We start from the raw sequence: 24065 nt of genomic DNA on the forward strand, positions 1-24065 counted from the left end.
AGGGAGGGCTGATGCCCTCGTCTAGGGAGGGCTGATGCCCTCGTCTAGGCCTTCCCCGAGGTTTGAAGAATTTTCATCGAGCCGTACAGCTGCTGGATTCGCGCGAACTCCTGTTTACTGTAAAACTCGCAGGTGCCGTTGGTAACCTCCTTGGCGACCTCGACGGCAAAGCGGACGGCTGTAGCGATGTCAATCTCATGGCTGGCCCCCGTACCGCAGCCGGGAACGATGGATTGCGCGGTAATCGCAACCCCCACTACCGGTGCATCCGTTGCTACAGCCGGCTGGAGGATCGAATTGATATGATATAGATCATTACCGTAAGGAGTAATATCCTGTGTTGTGATCGGAAAGGTTACCGGCAGCTGTCCGGTTGTCATTTCCATAATGCGCAGCAGGTCGTCGCTGATCCTCAAAATATAGCCTTCCTTTACCGTCGGCGAAATCGCGATGCCTTTATGATTAATCACGCGGTTCCCTTTGGTCGTATCTATGGACAGAATTGCCTCCATCTCCGGAACGATCTCATGCTGGTTCATGGTTAAAATATCGACCGGTGAATCCATGAAATCAACCGGCTCATGGGGTCTGGTCGGAGCGTCCGGGCAAATGTGGGTCGTCACGATTACATCACCCTTTAACGAGTCTCCCCGCGTATGCATTTCTGCGAGCTTCAAGGCGGAAGCCACAGCAGCCACCGCGCCGTCTGCATCAGACACAAGCCCGATGCGCGTCGGACGCGCCCCGATTCCGCCAAGACGGCCTACGATGCCGAAGGTCGGGGCGTTTCCTCCTTTGCTTTTGCCCTCCGTACCCGGAATAACCATCTTAATGAAATCCGTGCTGCCCTTCTCTCCCTTAACGACCGTTACCTGAACGGAAACGTCCGGATAATCCTTGAACAGCTGCTTGACCCTTTCTCCGTTTACAGTTCCATCGTCCAATACATCCAATGTAATAAGCGTCTGCTTTAATGTCATCCTTGGAACCTCCGCTGCGTCTTGTTAGTTTATTTGGCATGCAAATAAGGCAGAATCGATTTGTGGATAATGTCCTCCACCGGCTTCATCAGCTTCTCGTTGCTCATCGTGGTGCTAAGCAGCAGCTTACTCTTCGGCACGGCTATCACCGCTAATTGCTGACCCTTCTGAATGGCAGCCGTTACGATAGGCTTGGCTGTTCTGGCATCCAGTGTCATGATGAGATCGGGGAACGTCGCTAATCTCTCGCCGTCCTTCTCCAGTGTCATGTACTCGTTCCAGAAGGTCATTTCGTGGGAGCTGTCGATCCGTACCGTTCCGACATCGAAGCCGCCGGCCGTTTCCAGCTGGAATTCAGTGACCGTCCCCGTCACGATCACTTGTCCTCCCAATTTGGCAACCACCGAATCGATGGCCGCTTCTCCCTTGTGAGCAAGAAGAGCCTCTCCGACCTCGATGGCTTGAGTAATGGCTCCGGGTGCACCGTTGGCCAAAGCGTAAGCCCTTGTCACAGGGTTGCGCGCCACTGCCACCAGCCCACCGGCTTCGATCGAAGCCTTGCGAATCAAGGAAGCGGCCTTGTCAAGCGACCCGGAAATACTGATTTCCACATAGTTATCCTCTTTACCGCCTACCCCCGCCTGGTGGGACAGGTAGCCTTCTACCTCGGACAAATTCATCGAGCCCATGGCGCCTGTAGGATGCGCCCTCCCATTGCAGGCAAAATCAACAAGCGGAATCCCTGTGATGGCGGACTGAAACCAGCCGTTGACGGTCGTACCCGCACCATTCTCGTTCGTATGAAGCGCATGAACGGTTTTACCGATTTTTTGCGTTAAAATATCCAAAGCCTTGCCGTAATGAATCGGCTTCACGAACTGGTCCTTGGCGGCTGGAGCTCCTACCATCGACACCGTTACAAACAGGTCGTCATCATGGAACTCGTCTATGCTGTACAGCTTAGGCTGTCCGATCTCGAGGGCCAGACGGCCAATCTGAAGGCCGTCATCGATCCATCCGCCCCCGCCGCCTCCCAGCACGGCGCCGCCATACACCGCGTATTCCACCATTTGTTCATCCAGCTTGATAATTGCCATGGAGGTACCTCACTTTTTCATTTTGAATATCGAGTTAAAGAAGCTGTACAGCGCATCCCCGGCGATAAAGCCGGCAGCCAAAATGCTCATCGGGGTTTCGGCCTCCTTGCCTTTGGTTTTGAGCACGATAAGGCGCAGTGCAATACCAACCAGCACGGCCCAGCATGCATTCGGTGTCGCTATGAGCAGACCGGTTGCAAACAGAACGCCGATCTGCCGGGTCGGTCCGCCGAGCAATTGGACGATGGCTCCCGGGATGGCCCAAATCAGCAGCTGCTTGGCTACTGTAGGAGATGTACCCGCTTCGATTGTAGATACGTATACCTTGTCAATCGGAGGGACCAGGTTCTGGGAGAAATAACTGTTATAGGTGACAAGCACCGTCAACAGGGCGACGCCGAAGGCGATCATCCCCGTAATGTACTGCTGCTTTCTTCCCTGCAGCTCGTACTCCTTGTTCTCCCCGTTACCACGGAGAATATAGCCTGTTTTGAGGTCGTAGCCCATATCGGCGAACGCAGGTCCTGTTGCAGCACTGAAGCCTGCAAGCAGAGCGAGCGCAATCGGCGGGAAGCCGATCATCATTCCGAACAGAAGCGTTATGAAAGCAACGGCAAAGGCCGGGAACCAGCCGGAATGCATGGCCGCGATACCTACGATCAGCTCATGAACGAAAGCGGCAAAGGCGGCGAAAACAATGAAGCCGATCAGCATCCCTACGGACATTTCGGAGACAATCCCGCCGATAAACGCGATAAGCAGCGCAATGACCAGATAAGCGACGAATCCCCAGCTTAGAGCTCTTCTTGCTTCTGGAACCGACCGCGTGAGCTTACTCTCGTCGATCTCGTCGCCTGCCTGCTTTCCGTCCCTTTTTTTGGCCGGATTGCTGAAGATAAGCATCCCCGCCTGGATGAGAGCGATTATGCCTGCGCCGATCATAACGCCGTGAGCGATATACAGCTTATTGACGTCGACATGGAACCATGGAACCGAATATTGGCGGATCATCAACCCGATACCGAACATCGTAAGCGCCCAGATGTTGCCGATAAATGCGACACCGAACGCGGACATGGAAATATTGAAATAAGATCCGATTAGCCCGACAATGGCTCCTACCCCAAGCAAGCCTGCACGTTTGCCGCCCGTATCGCCTGCTTTAATGGATTCGGCTGTCGCTACTCCGGGAGCCCATGTACTGGATGCCGGGAACAGCTTCGAGTCGAACAATTTGTACAATATCGCGGCATCGACGAACATAGCCAGCGCCGCCCCGATAAGCATCGGTATGACCAGATTAGGCGCCCCCATAGCAAAGGGGATTCCTATCGGAATCAGCAGGCTGTTGGCAGCACCGAACGTAGCGGACGAAATGGAGGTCTGCACCAGATTTTGACGGTGCACCGATTTATACTTTTTCAGCATTTGAACCGGTATTCTTGCGATAAGCATAGCGACCAGCGCGCCGATAATCGCCGTACTGGGCGTTACCCCGAGCGTCGTCACGATTTGCATGCCGATAATAGCTCCCAGCACCGCGGTTACAATGTTAAGAACTAACGCAAACGGCTCGAATATACTCGGATGGTTCTTTTCATTATCCATGAAATCATCCCCCTTGGGTTGCGGCAGAATCTTCTCTGCGGCCTAGGCCCCCTGTTTTTTACATACCCATTATTCGCTTTTTCAGGTTTGAACATTCCTTATCAGGAACAGCTTGTACTGTGCTCATTCTGGCAGTACAGGCAATTGCAGCCAGGGCATACGACCGTCTGTATCGCTTTGGACAGGTTCAAAGATTAACAACCGCGCCAAAGCATGGCATAATAGATTCATAACTTACAGATAAGGTGGATGGGTATGCTGAGGGAAGAAGGTTTGCGGCTTATTGAAGAAACGCGAATCATCGCGATTGTCCGCGGTGTGGAGGAAGGTCATATTGCCGGTGTGGCTCAAGCGCTGCTGGACGGCGGCGTAAAAGTGATGGAGGTTACCTTGAATACTCCCGGCGCGGAAAGCATGATTGCCAGGCTTCAAGAACAGTTTGGGGATCGCATGTACATAGGAGCAGGGACCGTACTCGACCGAGAGGATGCCGAGAAAGCATTCAAGGCAGGCGCCTCTTATCTGGTCACCCCTAATATGGATGAAGACGTCATCCGCTATGCCGTAGAGCAAGGTGCTCCGGTATTCCCGGGAGCCATGACGCCGACAGAGGTGGTTAAAGCCTGGAAGGCGGGAGCGACAGCGGTAAAAATATTTCCGGGAGCAAGTCTAGGCATCGGTTACTTGAAAGAGCTGCAGGGACCGTTAAACCATATTCCGATGGTTGCCGTCGGCGGTGTAACGGAGGACAATATCGCCCAGTTCCTGCAAATCGGCTGCTATGCTGTAGGCATTGGCGGTTCACTCGTCAATTTGAAGGAGATCGCGAACGGCAACTACGAATGGGTTCGAGAAAAAGCAGCGCGTCTAACCGCTCGCACTCAATCCCAAGGGTGACCGTGTACAAAGCTTTTTTACAATTTCATGCTTAACGCAGTTAGTAGCTTTCCCTGAAGGGCTGTGCCTGAACGGGAGAGCTTTTTTTACAATAATAGTGTTTTATTGCAAAGGCTTCTTCGGAAGCTTGGCTGGAAGGAGTTCATTCCACCAGGGCAATGAAGCACGTGTTCTGGTTTTTCTACCGACTCCCCCGCTTAGATGGGGCTATTTTGCGGGCACAGGCTGCCTCCGGCTTTGCAGCTGGGTCACCTTCTCATTTACAACGTAACATTGTTATGCTAAACTAGGTTTGCAAGGAGGTGCTGCCGCATGGAACAAGAGATCATATCCAAGAAAGACCTGCTGGAGCAAACCGGCCTGTCCTATGGCCAGCTATACCGATGGAAACGGAAAAATTTGATTCCTGAGGAATGGTTTATACGCAAATCAACCTTTACCGGGCAGGAGACCTTTTTTCCCAAGCATAAAATACTGGCCCGGATCGATAAGATCAAAAATATGAAAGACGATTTGTCATTGGATGAGCTGGCCGACCTGCTTTCTCCGGCTCCTACGGAAATATCGCTCTGGAAGCAGGAGCTTATAGACCGTAACATTGTTTCGACGGTTGCTTTGAATTTCTTTACAGATCGTCTCGGGGACACGGACATCTTTCCTTTTGAACGCATTCTCTATCTGTTCATTCTGGAGAAAATGCTGCAGACCGGCGAGATGAGTCTCGATGAAGGAGCAATCTTGCTGCAGGTCCTTAACGAGCATTATCCTAAACTGCAGGATAGCCGCGGGGACATCATCTTTATAAGAAAAATGGGCATCTCCACCTTTTTACTGTGCTCCGGTTCTGGCGAAGTATTCTTTGAGTCCGGCGTTCGAGTCGTTACCCGTTTGAACGTTGCCGCTTGCATTGAAGAATTGAAATTGAAAATCAACTGAATGGAAGGTGATTCTTATGGCAGAAGCATTAAGACAAAGGCTGGTGCTTGCCGGCTCGGGAAGCGCGTCGGGGGGTGTCTATCAGGAGGTCAAGATTACGGGAGAAGGACAGGTTATCGGCAATCTGGACTGTACCGACTTCAAAATTTACGGCACAAGCCGCGTAGACGGCAATATCCAATCCCGGTCATTCAAGATTTTCGGAACGTCCGTTGTCGTAGGCAATGTAGATTCGGACCAGGCATACATTTACGGCACCTCGGATATCGGCGGAGATCTTTCCGTCAAGCGGCTTAAGCTGTACGGCAGCTCCGATATCGGAGGCAGCCTGACAGGGGATCAGCTGCAAATCGGCGGCGAGGTCACCGTGCTGAAGGATTGCGAGGCCGAATCGTTTGCCGCCAAAGGAGCCTTTACCATCGGCGGTCTGCTGAACGCGGGCACGGTTCACATCCAGCTGTTCGGACCCTGCTCCGCAAGAGAAATTGGCGGGGAGACCATCAAGGTAACCCGTTCCGGGTTGGCCTACAGCTTTCACAAGCTGCTTCACTCCCTCGCTCCCCGGACCGAAAATAGTCTCACAGCGGATACTATCGAAGGCGATAACATCTATCTGGAATACACGAAGGCGAGAGTCGTCCGCGGCAGCTCCGTCCATATAGGTCCAGGCTGTGAAATCGAATGCGTGGAGTACAAGGAGCATTTTGAGCAGGCCAAAAATTCCGTCGTTCACCGCAGTGACCGTCTATAGCTTAAGGTACTAGAAAAAGTTAGTACTTATGGAAGCAGACCGATCGTCTTACAATCATCTCATAATCGACTGATCCATAATGGAAGTGAGATGACAGACATGAACGATCTGCTGCGAAAATCGTGGATTCACCTGCTAGGAGCGATGTTTATTGTAAGCTCGTTCCTCTATTTGTTCAAGTATACCTGGAGCCAGGGCTGGATTTCGGATACGGTAAAGATCGGCCTTGGTCTTGCCATTGGTATCGGCTGTGTATTAGGCGGTTGGAAATGGATGCAGCGGTTCCCTCTCTCAGGAGAAATTATCGCAGGCATGGGAGCCGCGCTGCTATACACCACCTTCAGCTTCTCCGGCATCTACTTCGCGCTGTGGGATTCCATGACCGTCTTTATCTGCATGCTGACATTGACGAGCCTCCTTGGCGTGCTGGCCTACAAGGCCCAGCTTCGGATCTTGATGAATGTCGGGCTGATTGGTGCGCTGATGTCCCCCATGATCTTGAGGCCGGAGACAGATCAAGTATTTACCCTATTTCTCTATCTGCTGGTAGTTAACGTTGTCTTCTTCTTCCTCAGTATCCGCCAAAGCTGGACCGAGCTGCGCCTCGTGTCCTTTATCGGCACCTGGGTGCTCTATACGATCTACTATATTCAATTCGATCCGGACGTCTCCACGCTTTGGAGTCTGCCTATCCGCTATGCGTTAGCTGCCTACGGGTTCTATGTATTGGCGTTTCTGATCTCATCCTGGAAGCAGAATCTCCGCTTTGACGGCTTGAATTTGTATCTCGGGGTACTGAACGCGATCGTGTTCGGGGGATGGTCGATCGTGATTTTGAACGGAATCGTCCCTTTTGCCTACCCTCTCTTGCTTATGGGGCTCGGCTATATCCTCATGGCCGCTCTCGTTTACCGTTTGACTTCTTCCTTCAATGCCGCTGTGCTCACCAAATTATCGGGAGGCGGACTGCTTCTGTTAATCGCCTCGACCCAGTTTGGCAAAGAGCTGGCTGTGAAGCCTCTGCTCAATGTATACTTCTGGCTGATGATTACCTTACTTCTGTATGTCGCAGGAGCTTGGAAAAGGCTTGAAGGGCTGAGGGCCTCGGCCATTGGCGTATGGTTCGCAGTCGTGGTCTATTGGTTCTTCGTTACATGGACAGCTCCTTGGGGCGTTTGGTTCGGAGTATATATCCCGTTCCTTAACTGGTCTGCGCTGGCATGGGAGCTTCTTGCCGCCATGGGGTTCTACTTCTCTATACGCGGGTCTTTTGCCGTGCTGCGCCCGGAAGACAACCGCCTGTTATCCATCGTTTACTCCGTCACGAGCCACCTCATCTTAGGCGGTCTGCTGACGGTTCAGGTCAAGAATATGATTGGTGAATATGATCTGCATCGTTTCCTCGATTTGCAGCTTACTTTATCGATATCATGGGGGCTTTATGCTTTGCTTCTATTTATGTGGGGAGCATACAGCAGACAATCGTTATTTCGCGTATTCGGTTCGCTCGTGCTCCTATGCGTGGCAGCCAAGACATTAGTCTTTGACTTGGCCGGAAGCGAAACCTTCTATAAAGTGATTGTTTTGTTCGTCCTGGGCATCATTACTTTCGGCATTGCTTATATTAACGGAAAATGGCAAGCCGCCGGCCCCGGGATAACCAGCGAAACGGCCGAGCAGGAACCCTAGATCATCTCAGATATTCATTCAATAATGATCAGAAAAAAAACCATCGCCGCGCTTGAATAGAAGCGAGGGATGGTTTTAGTTTTTGGGTTGTATGACATACGAGCACTTGTTGCCGCCTTTGACCAGACATTCTACGCGTTGAACGTCGGCGTCCAGCAAGGTCTCGAACATATTCAATTCGCATTGGCACGCATGATTGTACTGATTGGCAACCTGGGATATGGGGCAATTATGTTCATTAATGACGAACTCGCCGTTCTCCCCTTCGGACCAATCGACCATGTAGCCGTTCGAGTTTTGAATCTCGGCAAGCGTCTTAACGCGTTCAGGCAGCGGCTTTCCGCTGACTTGACCTTCATAACGGCCGATCAGCCGCTCCTTGCGCTTCTCGAACAGCAAGTCCACTTTGCCTTGTCCAGCTTCCTCCACCAGCTCGCTTAACAAATCCAGCGTTAAATGATGGTACTTCTTCGGAAAGAGATCATCGGCATTCTCCGTCAGGGAGTATAAGTTGGTAGGCCGGCCCATCGCCTGACGCACCAGCTTCGCCTCGATCAGACCGTCCCGCTCCATCGTGTTCAAATGTCTCCGCACCGCCATCTCCGTAATGCCTAGCTGCTTAGCCATTTCACTAACGGTCAATGCCCCGCTCGTCTTAAGCATGGTCAATATGACTTTGCGCGTCGATACATCCTGTTCCTGGTTCATCCGGTCTCACCGCCTTCCTCGTAAGTATGGGAATCCGAGTCGTTCCCCTCAGCCATTAAACGTTCTGATACATCTCATTGTATACGAAATACGACAATAAGTAAATTAGTATACTAAAATGTATCAAAAAGCCTAATTATGGCGATTTCAGGAATGAAGGATTATACCATTTCCTTACTGATAAAGGCAGGAACCGCTTCGGCGAATGCGGTTAATACCGCCGGAAGCTCTCCAATCAGCGGATGCAGCGATTCCCGCGGATAAGAGGCAAAGTCCTGGACCAACGGCCGTCGAAGCTGAACCAGACGCTTCAGCACCTGTGCCGTTGCTTCATCAAATACGCGTTCCCCTGCAAGAATTTCTATAATGTCCTCGTAGCTGCTCGCATCTCTCATCATAAAAGCGTCGATAAGCAAGCTTCCGATATCCGTCACCGTTTCAATGGCCAGATGAAGAACCCGTTCCTGCGCCAAATGAAGCAGCAGCTTCCCTTCTTCCCCCTGCCATTGCTCCGTCAGCTCGCGGCAGGCAAGTGACAGCGTCGGCAAAAATTGAAGACGCACGTTAATTTGTTCATGGTTTACGTAATACATCGTTGTTATCTCCGTTTCTTATTTCTCCATTTGGACCATAGCAGAATCGCCGGAAAGGAGAGAATTAGTAAAAAAATCAGCAGGACCGCCTGCATCAGATATTCGTAGCTCATCCGTATTATTGTCCCTTCTTCAGCTTGTCTGCATCTGCCCTCAGCTGTCTGCTGTAGGCCCAATGGTTGGTCGGTCCATGTCCGGCACCGATTCCCAGTTCATCCCGAATCGCCAGCGTTATAAACTGCTTGGCCGTATGCACCGCCTCCAGCAGGCTATGACCCTTGGCCAGCTCGGCTGCAATACAAGCGGAAAATGTGCATCCGGTGCCATGCGTATGCCGTGTCTCGTAACGCTCGGCTGTAAATAAGTGAAACCGTTCTCCATCATATAGAACATCCGTTGGCTCACCTGAGCTGTGGCCGCCCTTCACCACCGCCGCACCGGCTCCGAATTGCTGCACCAGGCGGACTGCCGCTTCCTTCATCTCATCCAGCGTCGTAATCCGGAGTCCGGTAATAACCTCCGCTTCAGGGATGTTAGGGGTAACTACAGCGGCTACCGGAAGCAGCTGCGTCCTTAATGCATGCTGGGCGCTTTGCGCAAGCAGGCTTGCTCCCCCCTTGGCGATCATAACCGGATCGACGACAAGCTTAGTGATCCCGTGCTTCTTGATTTGGGCCGACACCAGCTCGATCACCTCAGGCTGGGACAGCATCCCTGTCTTGGCCGCGTCGACGCCAATGTCGCCGATAACCGCCTCCAGCTGCTTCTCTATACCTTCCAGAGGAATATCATATATGCCGTGCACGCCTAACGTATTTTGTGCCGTCACTGCCGTAATGGCGGACATTCCATAGACATCAAGCATTTGGAACGTTTTCAAATCCGCCTGAATGCCGGCGCCCCCTCCGCTGTCCGACCCTGCTATCGTTAGTGCTTTATAGACCTTATCCACCATGATACCTCCTCGTTCCGCTTACCCAAGCCTTCCTATCTTCAATAAGTGTATCTATCCGCTTTCCCAGCGTCAAGTTTCTAGTTATTGATATTTTTATGACAACTTGGGCAAACGCTTTGACGGTGCAAAAGGGCTGCGTTATGATGAAAAGAAGAACCTTTGAGGGAGCTTTACGATGAATAAGCACGCACTGCATGTTATGACCACAGGCAAGCAGCAGTTGAGCGAGGTTGCCGATATATTGAGGCAATGTCCGACCGAATGCATCGATGTGCTGCACATTCGGGAGAAAACACGCGGAGCCCGCGAGATCACGGAGTGGTATGCACAGCTCAAGCCCTTGCTGAAGGCAAGCGCCGTCTTTATCAATGACCGTCTGGATGCGGCTCTGGCCGTTCAGGCCCCCGGTGTCCAGCTCGCTTATAACAGCTTAAGCGTATCGCAAAGCCGTCATATTCTGCCCCCGGCCGCACGAATCGGATGCTCCGTGCATTCCGTGCAGGAAGCCGTGGACGCGGCTCAACAAGGCGCCGATTATGTCCTGTTCGGCCATATTTATGAATCGAATTCGAAGCCGGGACTCGCCCCGCGCGGAATCAAGGCATTAGCCGAGGTCGTGGACGCTTGTCCTGTACCCGTGATCGCCATCGGGGGCATCGAGCCTGATCTCGTTGAAGAAGTATTATCTACAGGGTGCGCCGGCATTGCCGTGCTGTCTTCGGTTCTGCTTCATCCGCAGCCGGCCGGACAAATCGTTCGCTTTCGCGAAGCTATCGATCGTACCCATCATATACCTAGGAGTGGATTTCATTGAACAGCACGACCTCAGCTATTATTGTAGGGGGAGGCATTATCGGCAGCGCCGTTGCACTGGAGCTGATCCGCGCCGGAGTTCGCTGTACACTGATCGATAAGGGTGCTCTGCTTCAAGAGGCCTCCACCGCTGCCGCCGGAATGCTGGGAGCTCAGGTAGAAATTCACCATCCCGGCTCCTTCTATGAATTATGCCGCCTCAGTCAGCGGCTGTATCGGGAATGGGCGGAAGAATTGGAGCAGCTAAGCGGTGTCTCTGCTCAGTATATCCAGCAAGGCATCCTGCGCATAGCATGGAACGAGGAGGACGAGCAGGAGCTTCGAAGCCGACTGGCCTGGATTCAGGATGCGGAATGGATGGAAGCGGACGCTATGAGAGAATGGGAGCCTGCGATTGCTTCCGATGTCCGTGGAGGCCTGTATTTCTCCAAGGATCATCAGGTGCATCCGGTCCACCTGGCCAAGACGCTTCAGGCTGCTTTACATAAGCAGGGCTGCGACATTCGGGAATGGACGCCGGTCTTCAATCTCGTAGAACGAGGCGGACGCATTATCGGCGTAAGAACATCCGAAGGAGAATTGTATGCCGATCATGTTATTGTATGCGCAGGGGCATGGAGCCCTGCGTTGACCGAACCGTTCGGCTTCCGTCTTCCGATGTTTCCGTCCAAAGGGCAGTGCATCTCCGTCAAAACCGACGCCCCTTTGATCAAGAAAACGATATTTACAAAGGGCGGATATATCGTGCCGAAGCAGGACGGAACGATGCTGATCGGCGCAACCCAGGAGGAGGCCGGATTCGACAAGCGATGCCATGTTTCCGCGGTAAGCGCACTGCATGCCAAGGCGGCCAGGCTGCTTCCTGCGCTGGAGCAGGCCGAGCTGGTCAGTACTTGGGCGGGACTTCGTCCGGGCACTCGGGACGGGCTGCCTTACATGGGAGCTTCCTCCAAGCTGCCGGGACTGATCTTCTCCACCGGTCATTATCGTAACGGGATCTTATTGGCCCCGGGCACCGGCAAGCTCATCCGTCAGCTCGTGACGGGTCAGCAGCCGGATATGGATTTATCAGCCTTTACGCCGGACCGGATGTTTGCCGCCGTAGACTAACTGCCACCTATTTAATGAACGGCATAAATTCGAACTCATTCAACCTTTTAATCTTGCCAGCATGGCCCACCGGCGTTCGAATCGCCGCCGGTATTTCGGAAGTCCGCGGTACAGCTCTACCGTCTCACGGTAAGCTCTGCGGGCTTCTTCCTTTTGCCCCAAACGCGCATACAGCTCGCCAAGGCGGTAATAGGCTTCGCACGACGAGGAATTCACCGAGCCGAACGTCTCCAAATAACGGATCGCTTTCCCCGGTTCCGTATCCGCCCAGGCTTCGGCCAGTCTTAGGTACGGCTCCCCGTACTTTACGCGCGGATTCAGCTCCAGCGCTTCCAGCAGCAGCTGCTCCCCCTCTTCCAGGGAGCCAAGCTTAAGCTTGCACACCCCAAGCTCCGCCCTGACATCAGCGGAATCTTCCATGACGGTACTAATTTGCTCCAGCAGCTGGGACGCTTCCCTGTATTGGCTGCGCTCCATGAGAAGGCGGGCCATATCCAGCTTGGAAGACGTTTGATGCGGATTCATGCTCAGCTCTTGCCGCAATCGGGCAAGTCTTCTTGCCCGCTGAATGGGCTTGAAAATGCTCGGCGTCAGCCCGATAAATCTTCGGTCCAATGCATATAAAATAATCAGCAGCACAATGAGTGCGATAAACGGATTCCCTGTCAGCCAGGTTAATGCGACAAATAACAGCAGCTTGCTCATTCCACCGTACCCTTCCCTTGTCTATTTTTCCCACCTATTGTAACATATTTTTCTAAAATGTTGACTTTCCGCCAGCGATTTGGATAGATTAACCCAATTTTGGTATATTCTACTTAACGATTGTGAACAATTTGCGCACGAGAAGGACTTTGCCTCCGTGTCAGCGAATGAACAAGGCAGACGATACTATTGAGATGGCTACGACGTAGCAGAATCCGGGGGGATTAGTTGCATGAATGAAATGCAAGCCAGTAAATGGAGCAAGACGAGAGCCATGGGGAAAGCCAAATATGTCATGTATTTTGGCGTTCTGTCCTGGGGGCTGCCTCTGGCGGCCTTGTTTACGCTCATGGAATGGTTAACTCAGGGAACGGTCAGCACTTCCTGGGTCTACATTCGAATTATTGTCATGGCTATTATCGGCTTCTTTATCGCGAATTTTCGCTGGGAGGCTCGGGAGAAGAAGCTCGAGATGTTTCATCAACCGAAAAAATCGCAGGGTAAGGCCAAGCTTTAACGGCTTAGGGCTTGAGAGCGGGAACTTTGTTCCGGCTCTTTTTTTGTTCCCATTTACATAAAAACAATATTTTAAAGTCACTTGACAAAAGTAAGTACATAATTTATTATACTTACATAACGTAAGATGTTTATTATTTCACATCCTACTTACTTATCAATCTACGCTTATTTTCAAGGAGGAATTATTCATGTCTACTGTTCTTTTTGTCAAAGCTAATGGTCGTCCTGCCGAGCAATCCGCTACGGTAAAGCTGTACGACGCTTTCCTCGCTTCTTATAAAGAAACTCATCCTCAAGATACGATTCAAGAGCTGGACTTGTTCGCTGAAGAGCTTCCTTACTACGATGTGGACACATTGACAGGCTTGTTCAAGCAAGGCAAAGGCTTTGAATTGACGGCTGTTGAAGAGCAAAAAGCAAGCAACGTTAACAAATACCTGGAGCAATTCATCGCTGCCGACAAAGTGGTATTTGCCTTCCCATTGTGGAACTTCACCGTTCCTGCTCAATTGCTGACCTACTTCTTCTACATTCTTCAAGCAGGCAAAACTTTCGCTTATACAGCTAACGGTCCTCAAGGCTTGCAATCCGGCAAAAAGGTTGCTTTGCTGAACGCACGCGGCGGCGTATACTCCGAAGGTCCTATGGCTTCTCTGGAAATGTCCTTGAACTATGCTAAAACCATCATGGGCTTCATCGGCGTTCAGGATGTAACAACTGTTGTAGTGGAAGGCCATAACCAATTCCCTGACAAAGCGGAAGCTATTATTAGCGAAGGCGTGAAAAATGCGGCTCAAGCAGCTGCTGCATTCTAATCCTTGCTCTGCAGCCGAGACCCTCAATCCCTATAAGGGATTGGGGGCTTTCTTTTTATTGCAGACAGAAAAAGGTCCACAATCGCTCGGATTGCGGACCATCAAGTCGTTTATATTATAAAGGGGGTCGAGTTCTATTATATCCGCCCAACATTAAAGCCAGATGAATATCATATTACAATTTGATTACTGGACCGTCTCGGGATTCGGCGCTTTCTTTCTCATAATAAACAGCGCGAACAGCACCAGCACCTCCGTGTTTACAAAAGCTACACCGAAGCCGAACAATCCGAACATGCGGGAGAAGCCTTCGAACAGAGAGCTCCACCACATGCAGCTAGGCACCGTGATGGCCAGATTGACTGCTAGGGATATTAAAAATGAAACGAGCATTCTCTTCGTCTTCAGCATGATCAGGATGCCGATAAGAAGAGGAAAAACAAACGCAGCGCTTAATATTAGCCAATATATATTATCGTAAGACAACCTGCTCACTCCCGAAACCGATTCAATGAAGCTTTACTCCTTACTAAGGGTAACAAATCAACGTGGCGAAAACAACCGATTCTTCATTTTGTTTCAAAACTGTCATACTATCACTTGCCCGCCGCCATCGGTTATAATATAAATGAAATCAATTTATTGGAGGAGGTGCCTACTATGGCACAAAGTAAAGCAAAGAAAGCGCGCGCCCGAAGGGTACGTGAAGGCGGGTTGAATCCGGAGCTTCAAAGATTGCAATGGAACGGACTCGTACCGGTTGAACGAAAAACACCTACCTTGACTGAGAAGAAAGACAGGCTTCATCGCAAGCACAAACAAAAATGGAACCGTACCCTGCAGAGCAGCGACGGTTCCATTTTTTATTTTGGCGCCTGATCCCGGTTATGACGATGAGAGCTGCTGTCTCTGGATTTCCCATGTCTGAGCATTCAGCTCATACAAGAGGTTCCCGCCGCTGTCATATGCATATAGCTTGCTGTCCCAAGCATTCTCGCTTGCAGGATCCTTCAAGGAAAAGGAACGAATGACCATATAGAGATTGTCCCGCGGCTCCGTTATCTGTTCCAGCCCATCCGGCCATACAATGCGAAGCCGGACTACGTTCGGATCGTGAACCTGCCCCGCATAATAATAGTGATATCGCTTATCTAACGTCGACATCCCCATTCTGAAGCTGATCAGCGTATCCGGATTCAGCTTACTGCCGAAGCCTCCGCCTCTATTGACCCACAATAACCCGAACGAGCGTGACATGAACATTTGGTGAAACATTCCATGCTCTTCATCATACAGCAGCGCGGCAAAAATGCTGTCCTCGCTCTCTATCATCGTATGAATCCGGGCAGGCGGCATTTCCATGCCGAGCAGAGCGTCCGCAGCCACCCCTTCCGGAGTCCAGGGATCGTCCGAATAATGAAGCCTCAGCAGGAAAAGCCCTACAGCCAATATGATGAACCAGCGCAACACATGACCTTTGTTCCGTTGTACAAAGCGGGCTATCCTCATCTTACGTTCCCCCCGGTCAAAGGAATCATAAAGCTGAAGGATTCTCCATAAGCTTCGCTAAAGATTCGAACACTGTGAACTCCCTGCGGCACATCGCTGAATAAGTAATTCCCTTCGGAGCGAAATGCTGTGTTCGTGCTGCTATAACCCCGCTGGGTCAGTGAAATCCCGCTGTCGGTTTCCGCCAGTACCCGATTCGGCAGCTTATTGGGATTTTTGCCCGTTCCGGTCATGTATACGGATAATTCCCCTTGACCGCCGTAGATAACGCCATTCACCCGCAGCTTTTTACCGAAATACAGCTGGGTCTCTGAACCGCCTTCGTAAAAGCTCCCCAGCCGCTTCGCTTCACGAATCTCTTTCTGGTAACTATTCATGCTAATATAAGGCCTTACGGCGAGCATCATAATTTGCAGCAACAGGGAAATGACCAGGATCCATTCCAACATTCGCAGAGCCTTCCTCAACTGCTGTCCCCCCTTTGGCCGGTTATTCTCTACCTTTTGAGGACGCTTTTTTCCAGCAAAAGGTTGCCGGGAGGGATTGGATTACCGAAAAAAGAGCTTATGCCTTGACGAAGACTGTCTTGATAGAGGTGAAAAATTCAATAGCCGCCTGCCCTTGCTCTCTGGAATGCGAGCTGGACTGCTTCATCCCGCCGAACGGCGCCTGCAGCTCAACCCCCGCCGACTCCGCATTAATACGAACCAAACCGGCATCCATCTCCCGGATAAACGAAAGCATGGAGCCGATATCCCGGGTAAAGATCGAAGCGCTTAAGCCGAACCTCACATCGTTTGCCAGCTCAATCGCTTCCTCCAGCGAGTCTGCTTTCATCAAAGCCAGCACGGGACCGAATATTTCTTCCTGTGCGATAGTCATGCCGCGGGTAACAGCTTCGAACACGGTGGGCTCGACATAGTAGCCGTCCTGCAGCTCTTTCGCTTGTGGCTGCTTACCGCCGCATAGCAGCACAGCCCCTTCTTGCTCCCCGCGTTCAATGTACCCCAATACCGTATCCAGCTGAGATTGGCTCGCACAAGGCCCCATCCACGTATCCCCGTCCAATCCGCTGCCCACGCGAATGGTGCTGACTTTATCCAGCAGCTTCTTCTTGAACGGTTCGTACACGTCGGAATGGACGATCACCCGGCTCGTTGCCGTACATTTCTGTCCGGTCGAGCGCAAGCCGCCGCTGATCGTTGCCTCCACGGCCAAATCCAGATCGGCATCGGCCGCAACGATGACCGGGTTCTTCCCGCCCATCTCCAGCTGGTACTTGGCACCGCGCTTAAGCGCGCCCAGGCCCACCTGCTTGCCGACTTGATCGGAGCCTGTGAAGGTAATGCCTTGAATGTCGGGATGGTCAATAATCCCCTGCCCGATCACCGTCCCCCTGCCTGTTACCATGTTGATGACTCCTGCCGGGAGGCCCGCCTCATGGAAGCACTCCATGACGAGAGCGGCCGTTACCGCCGTTTCCTGTGCAGGCTTGAATACGACGGTATTGCCGTAGACAAGGGCCGGTGCAATCTTCCATACCGGAATCGCAACCGGGAAGTTCCACGGTGTAATAACGCCGACTACGCCGAGAGGGGTGCGGGTGGTGAACATCAATCCCTCGCTGTCCGTTGACGGGATGACATCCCCTACCTTGCGCATGCCTTCGCCTGCATAATAGCGGAGAATGGCGACTCCGCGGGCCGTCTCCCCCTTTGCCTCCGGGAGTGTCTTGCCCATCTCGCGCGTCATCATTTCCGCGACCTCGTTCAACCGCCGCTCCAGCGCATTGGCTGCTTTATACAAATAGTCTCCTCTGGCGGCCCCGGATAATCTCGCCCAAGAGCGGGACGCCTGCTTAGCCGCCGCAGCAGCCGCATCCAGGTCGGCCTGTACGGATTTTTGCACAAAACCGACGATTTCATGCCGGTTCGCCGGGTTGATGCTTCCTTCCGTTTCCCCTGAAGCCGAGGCGGTCCATTGCCCCCCGATATAATTAAGATACGTGCGATTGCTGCTTCCAGTCATCGTTATTCATCCTCTCCTGGGTTTTTACCTCATTCGTCAGCGTACCTATCCCGCTAATCCCGATTTCAATGCGGTCGCCGTCCTGCAATGTGAACTCATTGGGAGGCACTATGCAGGTGCCGGTCAGCAGCACCGTTCCGTCGAAAATATCGTTGTCGCGGATCAGGAACGACACCAGCTCTTCCAGTCTGCGCTTCAGCTGTCCGGTGCTGGCGGTTCCTTCCACCACCTTCTGCCCGTGGCGATAAATGCGGCACACGATATCCAGCGCGTACGGATCGGCTACCGTATCGGCAAGCCGGATCGCCGGGCCGATCGAGCAGGACCTGCGCCACATCTTGGCCTGCGGCAGATAGAGCGGGTTCTCTCCCTCGATATCGCGGCAGCTCATGTCGTTCCCGATCGTATACCCGATAATCCGTCCCCCCCTATCGATCACGAGCCCCAGCTCCGGCTCCGGAATTTGCCAGGCCGAATCGCTGCGCAGGCATAACGTGCCTCCTGGACCCACGGTCCTAGCCGCCGTGGATTTAAAAAACAGCTCCGGCCGCTCCGCATCGTACACCTTATCGTAGAAGGTGGAAGCGTCCAGCTTGCCCCCTGTCGCTTCATAATTGCGGGCCTGCCGGCTTCTCTCATAGGTAACTCCGGCAGCCCACACCTCCGGCGCTGTAATGGGGACGAGCAGCTCCAGCTCCTCCATGGCACTTCCGACGGCCGTCCGGCCGGGAAGCTCCCGTTTCAGCCAAGCTGCTGCCGTTATTCCCTCCTGCTCCGCCGTTTGCACCAGTTCGAATAAGTCGCGGAATTCCAGCGGATACACGCTTCCTTCCTCTGTTACAGCTGCCATTACCGCCTTTCCTTGCTCCAAGTAGCGAATGATTCTCAAGATAGCCGCCTCCCATTTGTTTTATAATATAAAACGACGTTCTGATAAAATTGCACTTGAGAACTACGTCCAACGGCATTCTTGGCCATTGACGCAGAACCCGCGTTAAGCGGAAGCTTATGAGACCCATCAGGAAAGCTTACTTGCGGCTTTCCCGCGCTTGCTAAAAGAGATTTTGCATGAGAATCCCGTCTACCTCATGACCATCCCGAAGCCCATTCGCCGGGAAATGCTCTCACCTGCCTTTTTCAATTCCGGTAGGAAGGCTTCCAGCTCGGCGTCGTTCACATTGGATACGAGCGTGGATATGCTTACTGCGGCGATAACCTGCCCGGAGTGGTTGCGTACCGGAACGGCTGCACATCGTACTCCCGGTTCGTTCTCCTGATTATCAATGGCATACCCATTCTTCCTTACCTGCTCCAGCTCGCGGATGAACGCTGCCGGGTCCGTTATCGTTCTTGGGGTGTGGACCGTGTACTCGTATCCCCGCAGAAGCTGCTCCTGCTCCTCCGCCGGCAGGAATGCCGCCAGGATCTTCCCTACGGAGCTGCAATGCAAAGGAATCCGCCTGCCGATGCGTGAATACCGGATGACCGCTCTTGCGCCCTCGACCTTATCTATGTATACGCCCTCCCTGCCCTCGCGTATGACCAAATGAGCGGTTTGCCCTGTCAAGGAAGCGAGCTCCAGCAGTACGGTACGGGAAAGCGTACGGATATCCAGCTGCTGGAGCAGCAGATGGCCGCGTTCGAGCAGCTTCATACCGAGCCGATACTTGCCGTTCTCTTCGTTCTGCTCGATGTAGCGGTGCTCCTGAAGTGTTTTCAACAGGGAATGCACCGTACTCTTATGCAGATCCATTTTTCGGCTGATTTCGGTAATTTTCAGCTCACTATCCTGTTCATCGAACAAGTCGAGGATGCGCAGAGCTCTGTCTAATGACTGAATAATCGGCATGTGGTAACTCCTTCGCACGTAGTAGATCCTTAGGTTTGATATTATAAAATGCTGTTCTGGTTGTATACTTTCCACTATAATGCAGTTGTCATAAATTGACAACCACTCTTTAACAAGAATGAATAAACGTTTGGAAAGCTTCCCATTCTAGGGTGGGGTATGTTTTCCCGAAATCCATCAAAGGAGGTCCAAGTCCTATGAGCAGATCCAAGGCACGCCGCGAGAATGAAGCCAAAATCCGCAAGCAAACGCCTCATCCGCATGGGCATATTACTTCATTGGAAGAATACGCCGAGGAGTACGAGGCGGCGAAGCAATCCTCCAACAACGGGAACCAGCAATAATACCTGGCCCGTCCCCTCCAAGCATCTTCCTCCCGGCTTCTTCATAAAATGGGAGTAAGAACGTGAAGAAGGGGATGATTCAATGGCACCTGCGCTGTGGATCGAGCTTTGTTCCTGGATTATCGTTTTGTTCGGTATTATCGACGGCTTCTGCTATGCGATGTACCGGTTCATCAGCAACGATACGACCGAATATGATATGGAATTCCTATGGGATAACAAATTTCGGCTGAAGGATTTGGAACTCGATCGTAAAAAACGCAGGTAAGCCTACCGAGCAAGCCCCCGGCCCCCCCCGGGGGCTTGCTTTTACCGTAAGCATTGCCACAGCTTAGGGACTTAAGCGCCCCACTTCTTCTTCAAAAAGCTTAGAGCAGCCGGAAGCTCACTATCCCAATCATGAACGGTACATTCCACGGACACTCCGCCCTGATAGCCCGCCGCTCTCAGCTGCTTCACGAATTCATCATACGGGTACTGACCGGTTCCGGGAGAACATCTCCCCGTATCCGCTACATGAATATGGGCCAGCCACTCCTTGTGCTCGGCGATCGTCTCCAAGGCTTCCTGCTCTTCATCCATGTGATAAAAGTCCGCCAGCACCCGAATCTGCGGCCGATGAACAGCTTTGGCCAATGCAGCCCCTTCGGCTACGCTGTTGATGATATTGGATTCCTTCCTGTTCAACGGCTCGATAGCCACTGTTAATCCGGTTCCTTCACATTCATCCGCTATCAGGGAGAGCAGCCTTACCAGCTGATCCTCCGCTCTCTCGCGCTCCCATCCCTCCGGTACATGCCGGGATCGGCCGCTGCCCAAAACCGCGATGGAAGAACCCGCCCGGCTCATCGTATCGACAGCCTGGGCCACGTAATTGCGGATTCTCCGCTCATCCGCTTCGGGACCCACCAGCTTCATATCCCACGGAAAAAAGCTGTTCCAGGCTTTGACCGGAATAGCCAGGCTCGCATATATCGGAAGCGCTTTCTTGACAGTTTCCGGTCCCTCCTTCATCAGCGGGGAAAGAGGACATTCCATGTAATCGTACCCGTGCTCCTTGACCTGCTCGGCACGCCCAATACCTGCACACCATCCAAATTCCGTCATAAGCGATTCCTCCTCCAATATGACTATCAGGGTCATTCGCTGCCAGAACTATAGAAGGACTTCTGCTTTTATTGTAATGGAAAACCAGCTTCGTTTCCGAACCTATCTTGTTGCTTCGCGTCATTTTCTACTTTTATTGCCGTACATTTTATGCCTATGCAGCTGAAATCAAGGAGTCCAAAAAATGTACAACTCTTGTTATACGACCGATCGAAGAACTGCAGCGTTTCGGTCCAGCCGCAGCTGCTGCCGCATTACCTTCACCCTGCTGATGACGGCCTTGCTGTCGTTGCCCCATTCAGCCGGTGTCAGGCATGAGGACGTTCCCATGCTTCCTTAAAGGACGGGGTATCCGGCTGCTTATTAACAGATAATTGCCGGATCTCCAGCTCGAACAGCGGCTTGCTGATCAAGAAGCCCTGAACATACTCGCACCCCCATTGACGGAGAAAGTCAAGCTGTTCCTGAGTCTCGACCCCTTCTGCCACAACCTCCATCCCCATTCTGTGGACCAGAATAATGATGGATTCCACAAGCGAATCTGTCACGGACTCCCGGGTGATATCCTTGATGAAGGATTTATCGATCTTCAAGGTTCGGATCGGAAGCTGTTTTAAGTAGCTTAATGAGGAGTACCCTGTACCGAAGTCATCCAAAGCAATGCTGACTCCATAATCCCGAAGCGTTTGCAGATTACCAATCGCGGATTGGAACGATTCCATCATGATGCTTTCCGTAATTTCCAGCTCCAAATATTTGGGAGCAAGCCGGGTTTCGAGCAGGATGTCGATGACCATTTGGGCAAAATCCGGCCTTTGAAGCTGAATGGCGGATATATTGACCGAAATGATCGAGTTCGGAAAATGATTTTTTTGTATGACCTTATTTCGCTCGCATGCCGTGCGAATCACCCACTCACCGATAGGAATAATCGCTCCGCTTTGTTCCGCTACCGGAATAAAATCCATTGGCGATACCGTACCCATCTGGGGATGCACCCAGCGGATTAACGCCTCAAAGCCCCGGATGCGGTTCGTACGAAGATCCTTCTGCGGCTGGAATTGCAGGATCAATTCATTATGGATAAGCGCCTTGCGAAGCGCCTCTTCCAGTCTTCCTCGTTTCAGGAGCGCTTCCCTCATTTCCATATTGTAGAAGCGGTAATGGTTTTTCCCCGCGGACTTCACGTTATACATAGCGGTATCGGCGTTTTTAATCAGCTCCTCCGCATTATCCCCATCACCGGGATACAGCGCTATTCCCAGACTCATCTTCGTATAAATCTGTTCGTTCCGTATAAATTGAGGATACTGGAATTCATCCTGTATCGTTTGAATGCGGGAGAGCAAATGATGCAGCTGATCAAAGCCCTCCAGCAGCAATACGAACTCGTCCTCGCCTATTCTGGCCAGCGTATCCTTGGGAGATACAAGGCGCTGCAGCTGCTGCCCCACCCGGTTCAACAGCTCGTCGCCGAAAGCATAGCCCCGGGTATCGTTGATCAGCTTGAAATTATCCAGATCCGCTACGACGACTGCCACGCATGTGCCCTGCTCCTGCGATACGGTTATCGCCTGATTCAGCTTCTCCATTAACAGCCGGCGGTTAGGCAGCTCGGTTAGTGCATCGTACAGGGATAATTGCAGGATGCGCCGCTCAGAATTTCTAATTCTCGTGATGTCATAGCATGTCCCGGTGATCGATTTCACCTGTTGGTCCGCACCGAGCACCGGAGACAGCGTGGTCACATACAATCGCGTGCTGCCATCCTTGTGAGCCACTTCCTTCTCAAAGGTAACGGGACGTTTCCCGTAAACAGTATCCGTAAGCAGCTCCTGCCAGCGGGCCAGATCGTCCCTGAACCCAAGGACGTCAAAGACCCACTGCTCCTTCAGCTCCTTGGCTTCGATCCCCAAATCATCCATAAACTTCTTGTTCGCCGATAACAAATTTCCGCGCAGATCGCAGCGGAAAATCAGATCATTGGAATGCTCGACAAGCGTACGATACTGCTCCTCGCTTTCGAGCAGCCTGCCCTCCGTCTCTTTCTTACGGATTTCGTGGGTAATGAAGTAACGAATGATGATCACTACGAGCGGGTACGTCACAATCATATAAATGGCAATATGCTGAATCAGGTACTGATCCAGCCCTTTAGGCAAAACAAGGAACCATAAGGCGCTTTCGAGCGCGATGATGACCCCGAACACGGCATAAGCCAGCGTAGGCTTTTTGAACCTGGGCTCATATCGATTCATCAGCACGCCAAGCACCATGGCCGTTACAACCCCGCCTACTCCGCTGATGATTCCGGCGCCGCCCAGATACGCCCTGTAGCCTCCTACGATGAGCATCGCGAGGATACCGGAGATACTACCCCCGAAAGTCCCAGCCAATGCCACAAGGACTGTCCTGAAATCAATAATCACTCCATCGGCGATATATAGAGGATCGAGCATGACCGCAAGGCCCGTCATACCGAACCAAACGCCGAATATAGCGCTTACCCAACGTTTAGAAAGCTTGGAAATAAGAGGGTACAACCAATGGAACAAAAAGATAAACGTTAAAAGCACGGAAGCGTTGATAGCTATTTTCTCTAACGTTTCATATGTGTTCGACATCATCGCTCCCCCTCTTCTCTATTTACCGGTATCCCATGATTTATCCGCTCATTCTTTCATATCGCCTGGCCTGCTCTGCCATCACCATTCCGCCTTCACAGCAAAAAGCCTGCAGCAGCATCGAATACAGCTTTCTTGTCGAGTGAATGCCAAGCTTTTTCATAATATTGTCCAAATGGTTTTTGACCGTCTTCACGGAAATGGAGCAATGATCAGCTAATTCCTGATTAGAATATCCGTAGATCATCAAAAGAACCGCGATTTCACTTTCCCGGCGCGTTAAATGATTTCTCTCTGCGAATGAAAGCATCGTCTGCCTGACATAGTCCAAATATTTGCCTTCATATTTCGTTGATACGATTTCCAACATGAATTACTTGACCCCCATTGTTTTGATGACTCATCTCGTTGTTCGACATTAAATGACA

General features: G+C 51.9%; 28 protein-coding genes. 11 read left to right on the forward strand and 17 right to left on the reverse strand.

Annotation, left to right across the window (positions count from 1 at the left end):
• Positions 1-44: 44 nt before the first annotated feature.
• The 3 genes from GGC63_RS02855 to GGC63_RS02865 are packed head-to-tail and all read right to left on the reverse strand — an operon-like array spanning position 45 to position 3685.
• On the reverse strand, positions 45-980 hold the full coding sequence (locus tag GGC63_RS02855) for a DUF1177 domain-containing protein (RefSeq protein ID WP_192701017.1): 936 nt from the start codon (positions 978-980) through the stop codon (positions 45-47).
• Between the two features lie 29 nt (positions 981-1009).
• Positions 1010-2077 carry a DUF917 domain-containing protein gene (locus GGC63_RS02860; protein ID WP_192701018.1) on the reverse strand — a complete coding sequence of 356 codons (1068 nt, stop codon included), beginning with the start codon at positions 2075-2077 and terminating at the stop codon, positions 1010-1012.
• A 9-nt stretch (positions 2078-2086) separates the two neighbouring features.
• On the reverse strand, positions 2087-3685 hold the full coding sequence (locus tag GGC63_RS02865) for an OPT/YSL family transporter (RefSeq protein WP_192701019.1): 1599 nt from the start codon (positions 3683-3685) through the stop codon (positions 2087-2089).
• A gap of 255 nt (positions 3686-3940) precedes the next feature.
• Between GGC63_RS02865 and GGC63_RS02870 the strand changes: the two genes are divergently transcribed.
• The 4 genes from GGC63_RS02870 to GGC63_RS02885 all read left to right on the forward strand — a co-directional run bounded on the left by GGC63_RS02870 (position 3941) and on the right by GGC63_RS02885 (position 7958).
• The gene (locus tag GGC63_RS02870) at positions 3941-4582 is read left to right on the forward strand and encodes a bifunctional 4-hydroxy-2-oxoglutarate aldolase/2-dehydro-3-deoxy-phosphogluconate aldolase (protein WP_192701020.1); all 642 of its coding nucleotides are present in this window, start codon (positions 3941-3943) and stop codon (positions 4580-4582) included.
• Between the two features lie 312 nt (positions 4583-4894).
• Positions 4895-5518 (forward strand): YhbD family protein, encoded by a 624-nt coding sequence (locus GGC63_RS02875; RefSeq protein ID WP_192701021.1) that lies wholly within the window; start codon positions 4895-4897, stop codon positions 5516-5518.
• A 16-nt stretch (positions 5519-5534) separates the two neighbouring features.
• A complete protein-coding gene (locus tag GGC63_RS02880; protein WP_192701022.1) occupies positions 5535-6269 on the forward strand; it encodes a polymer-forming cytoskeletal protein in 735 nt (244 codons plus the stop codon).
• 99 nt (positions 6270-6368) lie between these two features.
• On the forward strand, positions 6369-7958 hold the full coding sequence (locus tag GGC63_RS02885) for a DUF2339 domain-containing protein (RefSeq protein WP_192701023.1): 1590 nt from the start codon (positions 6369-6371) through the stop codon (positions 7956-7958).
• Between the two features lie 75 nt (positions 7959-8033).
• On the opposite strand, the gene GGC63_RS02890 is transcribed toward GGC63_RS02885, so the two are convergent.
• The 3 genes from GGC63_RS02890 to thiD all read right to left on the reverse strand — a co-directional run bounded on the left by GGC63_RS02890 (position 8034) and on the right by thiD (position 10214).
• A complete protein-coding gene (locus GGC63_RS02890) occupies positions 8034-8666 on the reverse strand; it encodes a helix-turn-helix transcriptional regulator (protein WP_192701024.1) in 633 nt (210 codons plus the stop codon).
• A 161-nt stretch (positions 8667-8827) separates the two neighbouring features.
• Entirely contained in the window at positions 8828-9259 is a 432-nt protein-coding gene (locus GGC63_RS02895; protein ID WP_192701025.1) for a DUF86 domain-containing protein, read from the reverse strand.
• Positions 9260-9377: 118 nt separating this feature from the next.
• Positions 9378-10214 carry a bifunctional hydroxymethylpyrimidine kinase/phosphomethylpyrimidine kinase gene (gene thiD / locus GGC63_RS02900; protein WP_192701026.1) on the reverse strand — a complete coding sequence of 279 codons (837 nt, stop codon included), beginning with the start codon at positions 10212-10214 and terminating at the stop codon, positions 9378-9380.
• 175 nt (positions 10215-10389) lie between these two features.
• Here thiD and GGC63_RS02905 point away from each other — a divergent pair, with 175 nt between their 5' ends.
• Both GGC63_RS02905 and thiO read left to right on the forward strand, forming a co-directional pair.
• Positions 10390-11028 (forward strand): thiamine phosphate synthase, encoded by a 639-nt coding sequence (locus GGC63_RS02905; protein WP_079908538.1) that lies wholly within the window; start codon positions 10390-10392, stop codon positions 11026-11028.
• Positions 11025-12137 (forward strand): glycine oxidase ThiO, encoded by a 1113-nt coding sequence (thiO, locus tag GGC63_RS02910; RefSeq protein WP_225947874.1) that lies wholly within the window; start codon positions 11025-11027, stop codon positions 12135-12137. Before GGC63_RS02905 ends, thiO begins: the two co-directional genes overlap by 4 nt.
• A gap of 39 nt (positions 12138-12176) precedes the next feature.
• Here the strand turns inward: thiO and GGC63_RS02915 are convergent, their stop codons facing one another.
• The gene (locus tag GGC63_RS02915; protein ID WP_079908536.1) at positions 12177-12842 is read right to left on the reverse strand and encodes a tetratricopeptide repeat protein; all 666 of its coding nucleotides are present in this window, start codon (positions 12840-12842) and stop codon (positions 12177-12179) included.
• A gap of 232 nt (positions 12843-13074) precedes the next feature.
• Here GGC63_RS02915 and GGC63_RS02920 point away from each other — a divergent pair, with 232 nt between their 5' ends.
• Together GGC63_RS02920 and GGC63_RS02925 are read left to right on the forward strand one after the other, a co-directional pair.
• Positions 13075-13359: a hypothetical protein gene (locus GGC63_RS02920; protein ID WP_192701027.1), complete on the forward strand. Its 285-nt coding sequence runs from the start codon at positions 13075-13077 to the stop codon at positions 13357-13359.
• A gap of 190 nt (positions 13360-13549) precedes the next feature.
• Complete coding sequence (locus GGC63_RS02925) at positions 13550-14176, forward strand: FMN-dependent NADH-azoreductase (protein WP_079908534.1); 627 nt, start codon at positions 13550-13552, stop codon at positions 14174-14176.
• Between the two features lie 186 nt (positions 14177-14362).
• On the opposite strand, the gene GGC63_RS02930 is transcribed toward GGC63_RS02925, so the two are convergent.
• Positions 14363-14662, reverse strand: coding sequence for a hypothetical protein (locus tag GGC63_RS02930; RefSeq protein ID WP_192701028.1), 300 nt, complete (start codon positions 14660-14662; stop codon positions 14363-14365).
• A 174-nt stretch (positions 14663-14836) separates the two neighbouring features.
• On the opposite strand from GGC63_RS02930, the gene GGC63_RS02935 reads away from it, so the two are divergent.
• The gene (locus GGC63_RS02935) at positions 14837-15055 is read left to right on the forward strand and encodes a hypothetical protein (protein ID WP_192701029.1); all 219 of its coding nucleotides are present in this window, start codon (positions 14837-14839) and stop codon (positions 15053-15055) included.
• Between the two features lie 6 nt (positions 15056-15061).
• On the opposite strand, the gene GGC63_RS02940 is transcribed toward GGC63_RS02935, so the two are convergent.
• The 5 genes from GGC63_RS02940 to GGC63_RS02960 form a co-directional block, all read right to left on the reverse strand.
• Complete coding sequence (locus tag GGC63_RS02940) at positions 15062-15685, reverse strand: hypothetical protein (protein WP_192701030.1); 624 nt, start codon at positions 15683-15685, stop codon at positions 15062-15064.
• Entirely contained in the window at positions 15682-16134 is a 453-nt protein-coding gene (locus tag GGC63_RS02945) for a hypothetical protein (RefSeq protein ID WP_192701031.1), read from the reverse strand. The genes GGC63_RS02940 and GGC63_RS02945 overlap by 4 nt, the downstream gene beginning before the upstream one ends.
• A gap of 115 nt (positions 16135-16249) precedes the next feature.
• Positions 16250-17713 (reverse strand): alpha-ketoglutaric semialdehyde dehydrogenase GucD, encoded by a 1464-nt coding sequence (gene gucD, locus GGC63_RS02950; protein WP_192701032.1) that lies wholly within the window; start codon positions 17711-17713, stop codon positions 16250-16252.
• Complete coding sequence (locus tag GGC63_RS02955; protein WP_192701033.1) at positions 17682-18602, reverse strand: fumarylacetoacetate hydrolase family protein; 921 nt, start codon at positions 18600-18602, stop codon at positions 17682-17684. The genes gucD and GGC63_RS02955 overlap by 32 nt, the downstream gene beginning before the upstream one ends.
• Positions 18603-18794: 192 nt before the next feature.
• Positions 18795-19562: an IclR family transcriptional regulator gene (locus GGC63_RS02960; protein WP_192701034.1), complete on the reverse strand. Its 768-nt coding sequence runs from the start codon at positions 19560-19562 to the stop codon at positions 18795-18797.
• Positions 19563-19759: 197 nt separating this feature from the next.
• Between GGC63_RS02960 and GGC63_RS02965 the strand changes: the two genes are divergently transcribed.
• Both GGC63_RS02965 and GGC63_RS02970 read left to right on the forward strand, forming a co-directional pair.
• Positions 19760-19906: a DUF6254 family protein gene (locus GGC63_RS02965; RefSeq protein ID WP_179135845.1), complete on the forward strand. Its 147-nt coding sequence runs from the start codon at positions 19760-19762 to the stop codon at positions 19904-19906.
• An 82-nt stretch (positions 19907-19988) separates the two neighbouring features.
• The gene (locus GGC63_RS02970) at positions 19989-20174 is read left to right on the forward strand and encodes a hypothetical protein (RefSeq protein ID WP_192701035.1); all 186 of its coding nucleotides are present in this window, start codon (positions 19989-19991) and stop codon (positions 20172-20174) included.
• A gap of 71 nt (positions 20175-20245) precedes the next feature.
• On the opposite strand, the gene GGC63_RS02975 is transcribed toward GGC63_RS02970, so the two are convergent.
• The 4 genes from GGC63_RS02975 to GGC63_RS02985 form a co-directional block, all read right to left on the reverse strand.
• On the reverse strand, positions 20246-21013 hold the full coding sequence (locus GGC63_RS02975; protein WP_192701036.1) for a sugar phosphate isomerase/epimerase family protein: 768 nt from the start codon (positions 21011-21013) through the stop codon (positions 20246-20248).
• A 198-nt stretch (positions 21014-21211) separates the two neighbouring features.
• On the reverse strand, positions 21212-21343 hold the full coding sequence (locus GGC63_RS34830; RefSeq protein ID WP_264082001.1) for a hypothetical protein: 132 nt from the start codon (positions 21341-21343) through the stop codon (positions 21212-21214).
• Positions 21322-23640, reverse strand: a complete 2319-nt coding sequence (locus GGC63_RS02980) for an EAL domain-containing protein (protein WP_192701037.1) — start codon at positions 23638-23640, stop codon at positions 21322-21324. Before GGC63_RS02980 ends, GGC63_RS34830 begins: the two co-directional genes overlap by 22 nt.
• A gap of 37 nt (positions 23641-23677) precedes the next feature.
• The gene (locus tag GGC63_RS02985) at positions 23678-24007 is read right to left on the reverse strand and encodes a helix-turn-helix domain-containing protein (RefSeq protein WP_079908524.1); all 330 of its coding nucleotides are present in this window, start codon (positions 24005-24007) and stop codon (positions 23678-23680) included.
• Positions 24008-24065 lie beyond the last annotated feature (58 nt).

Source organism: Paenibacillus sp. OAS669 (assembly GCF_014873645.1).
GTDB classification, from domain to species: Bacteria; Bacillota; Bacilli; order Paenibacillales; family NBRC-103111; genus Paenibacillus_S; species Paenibacillus_S vulneris.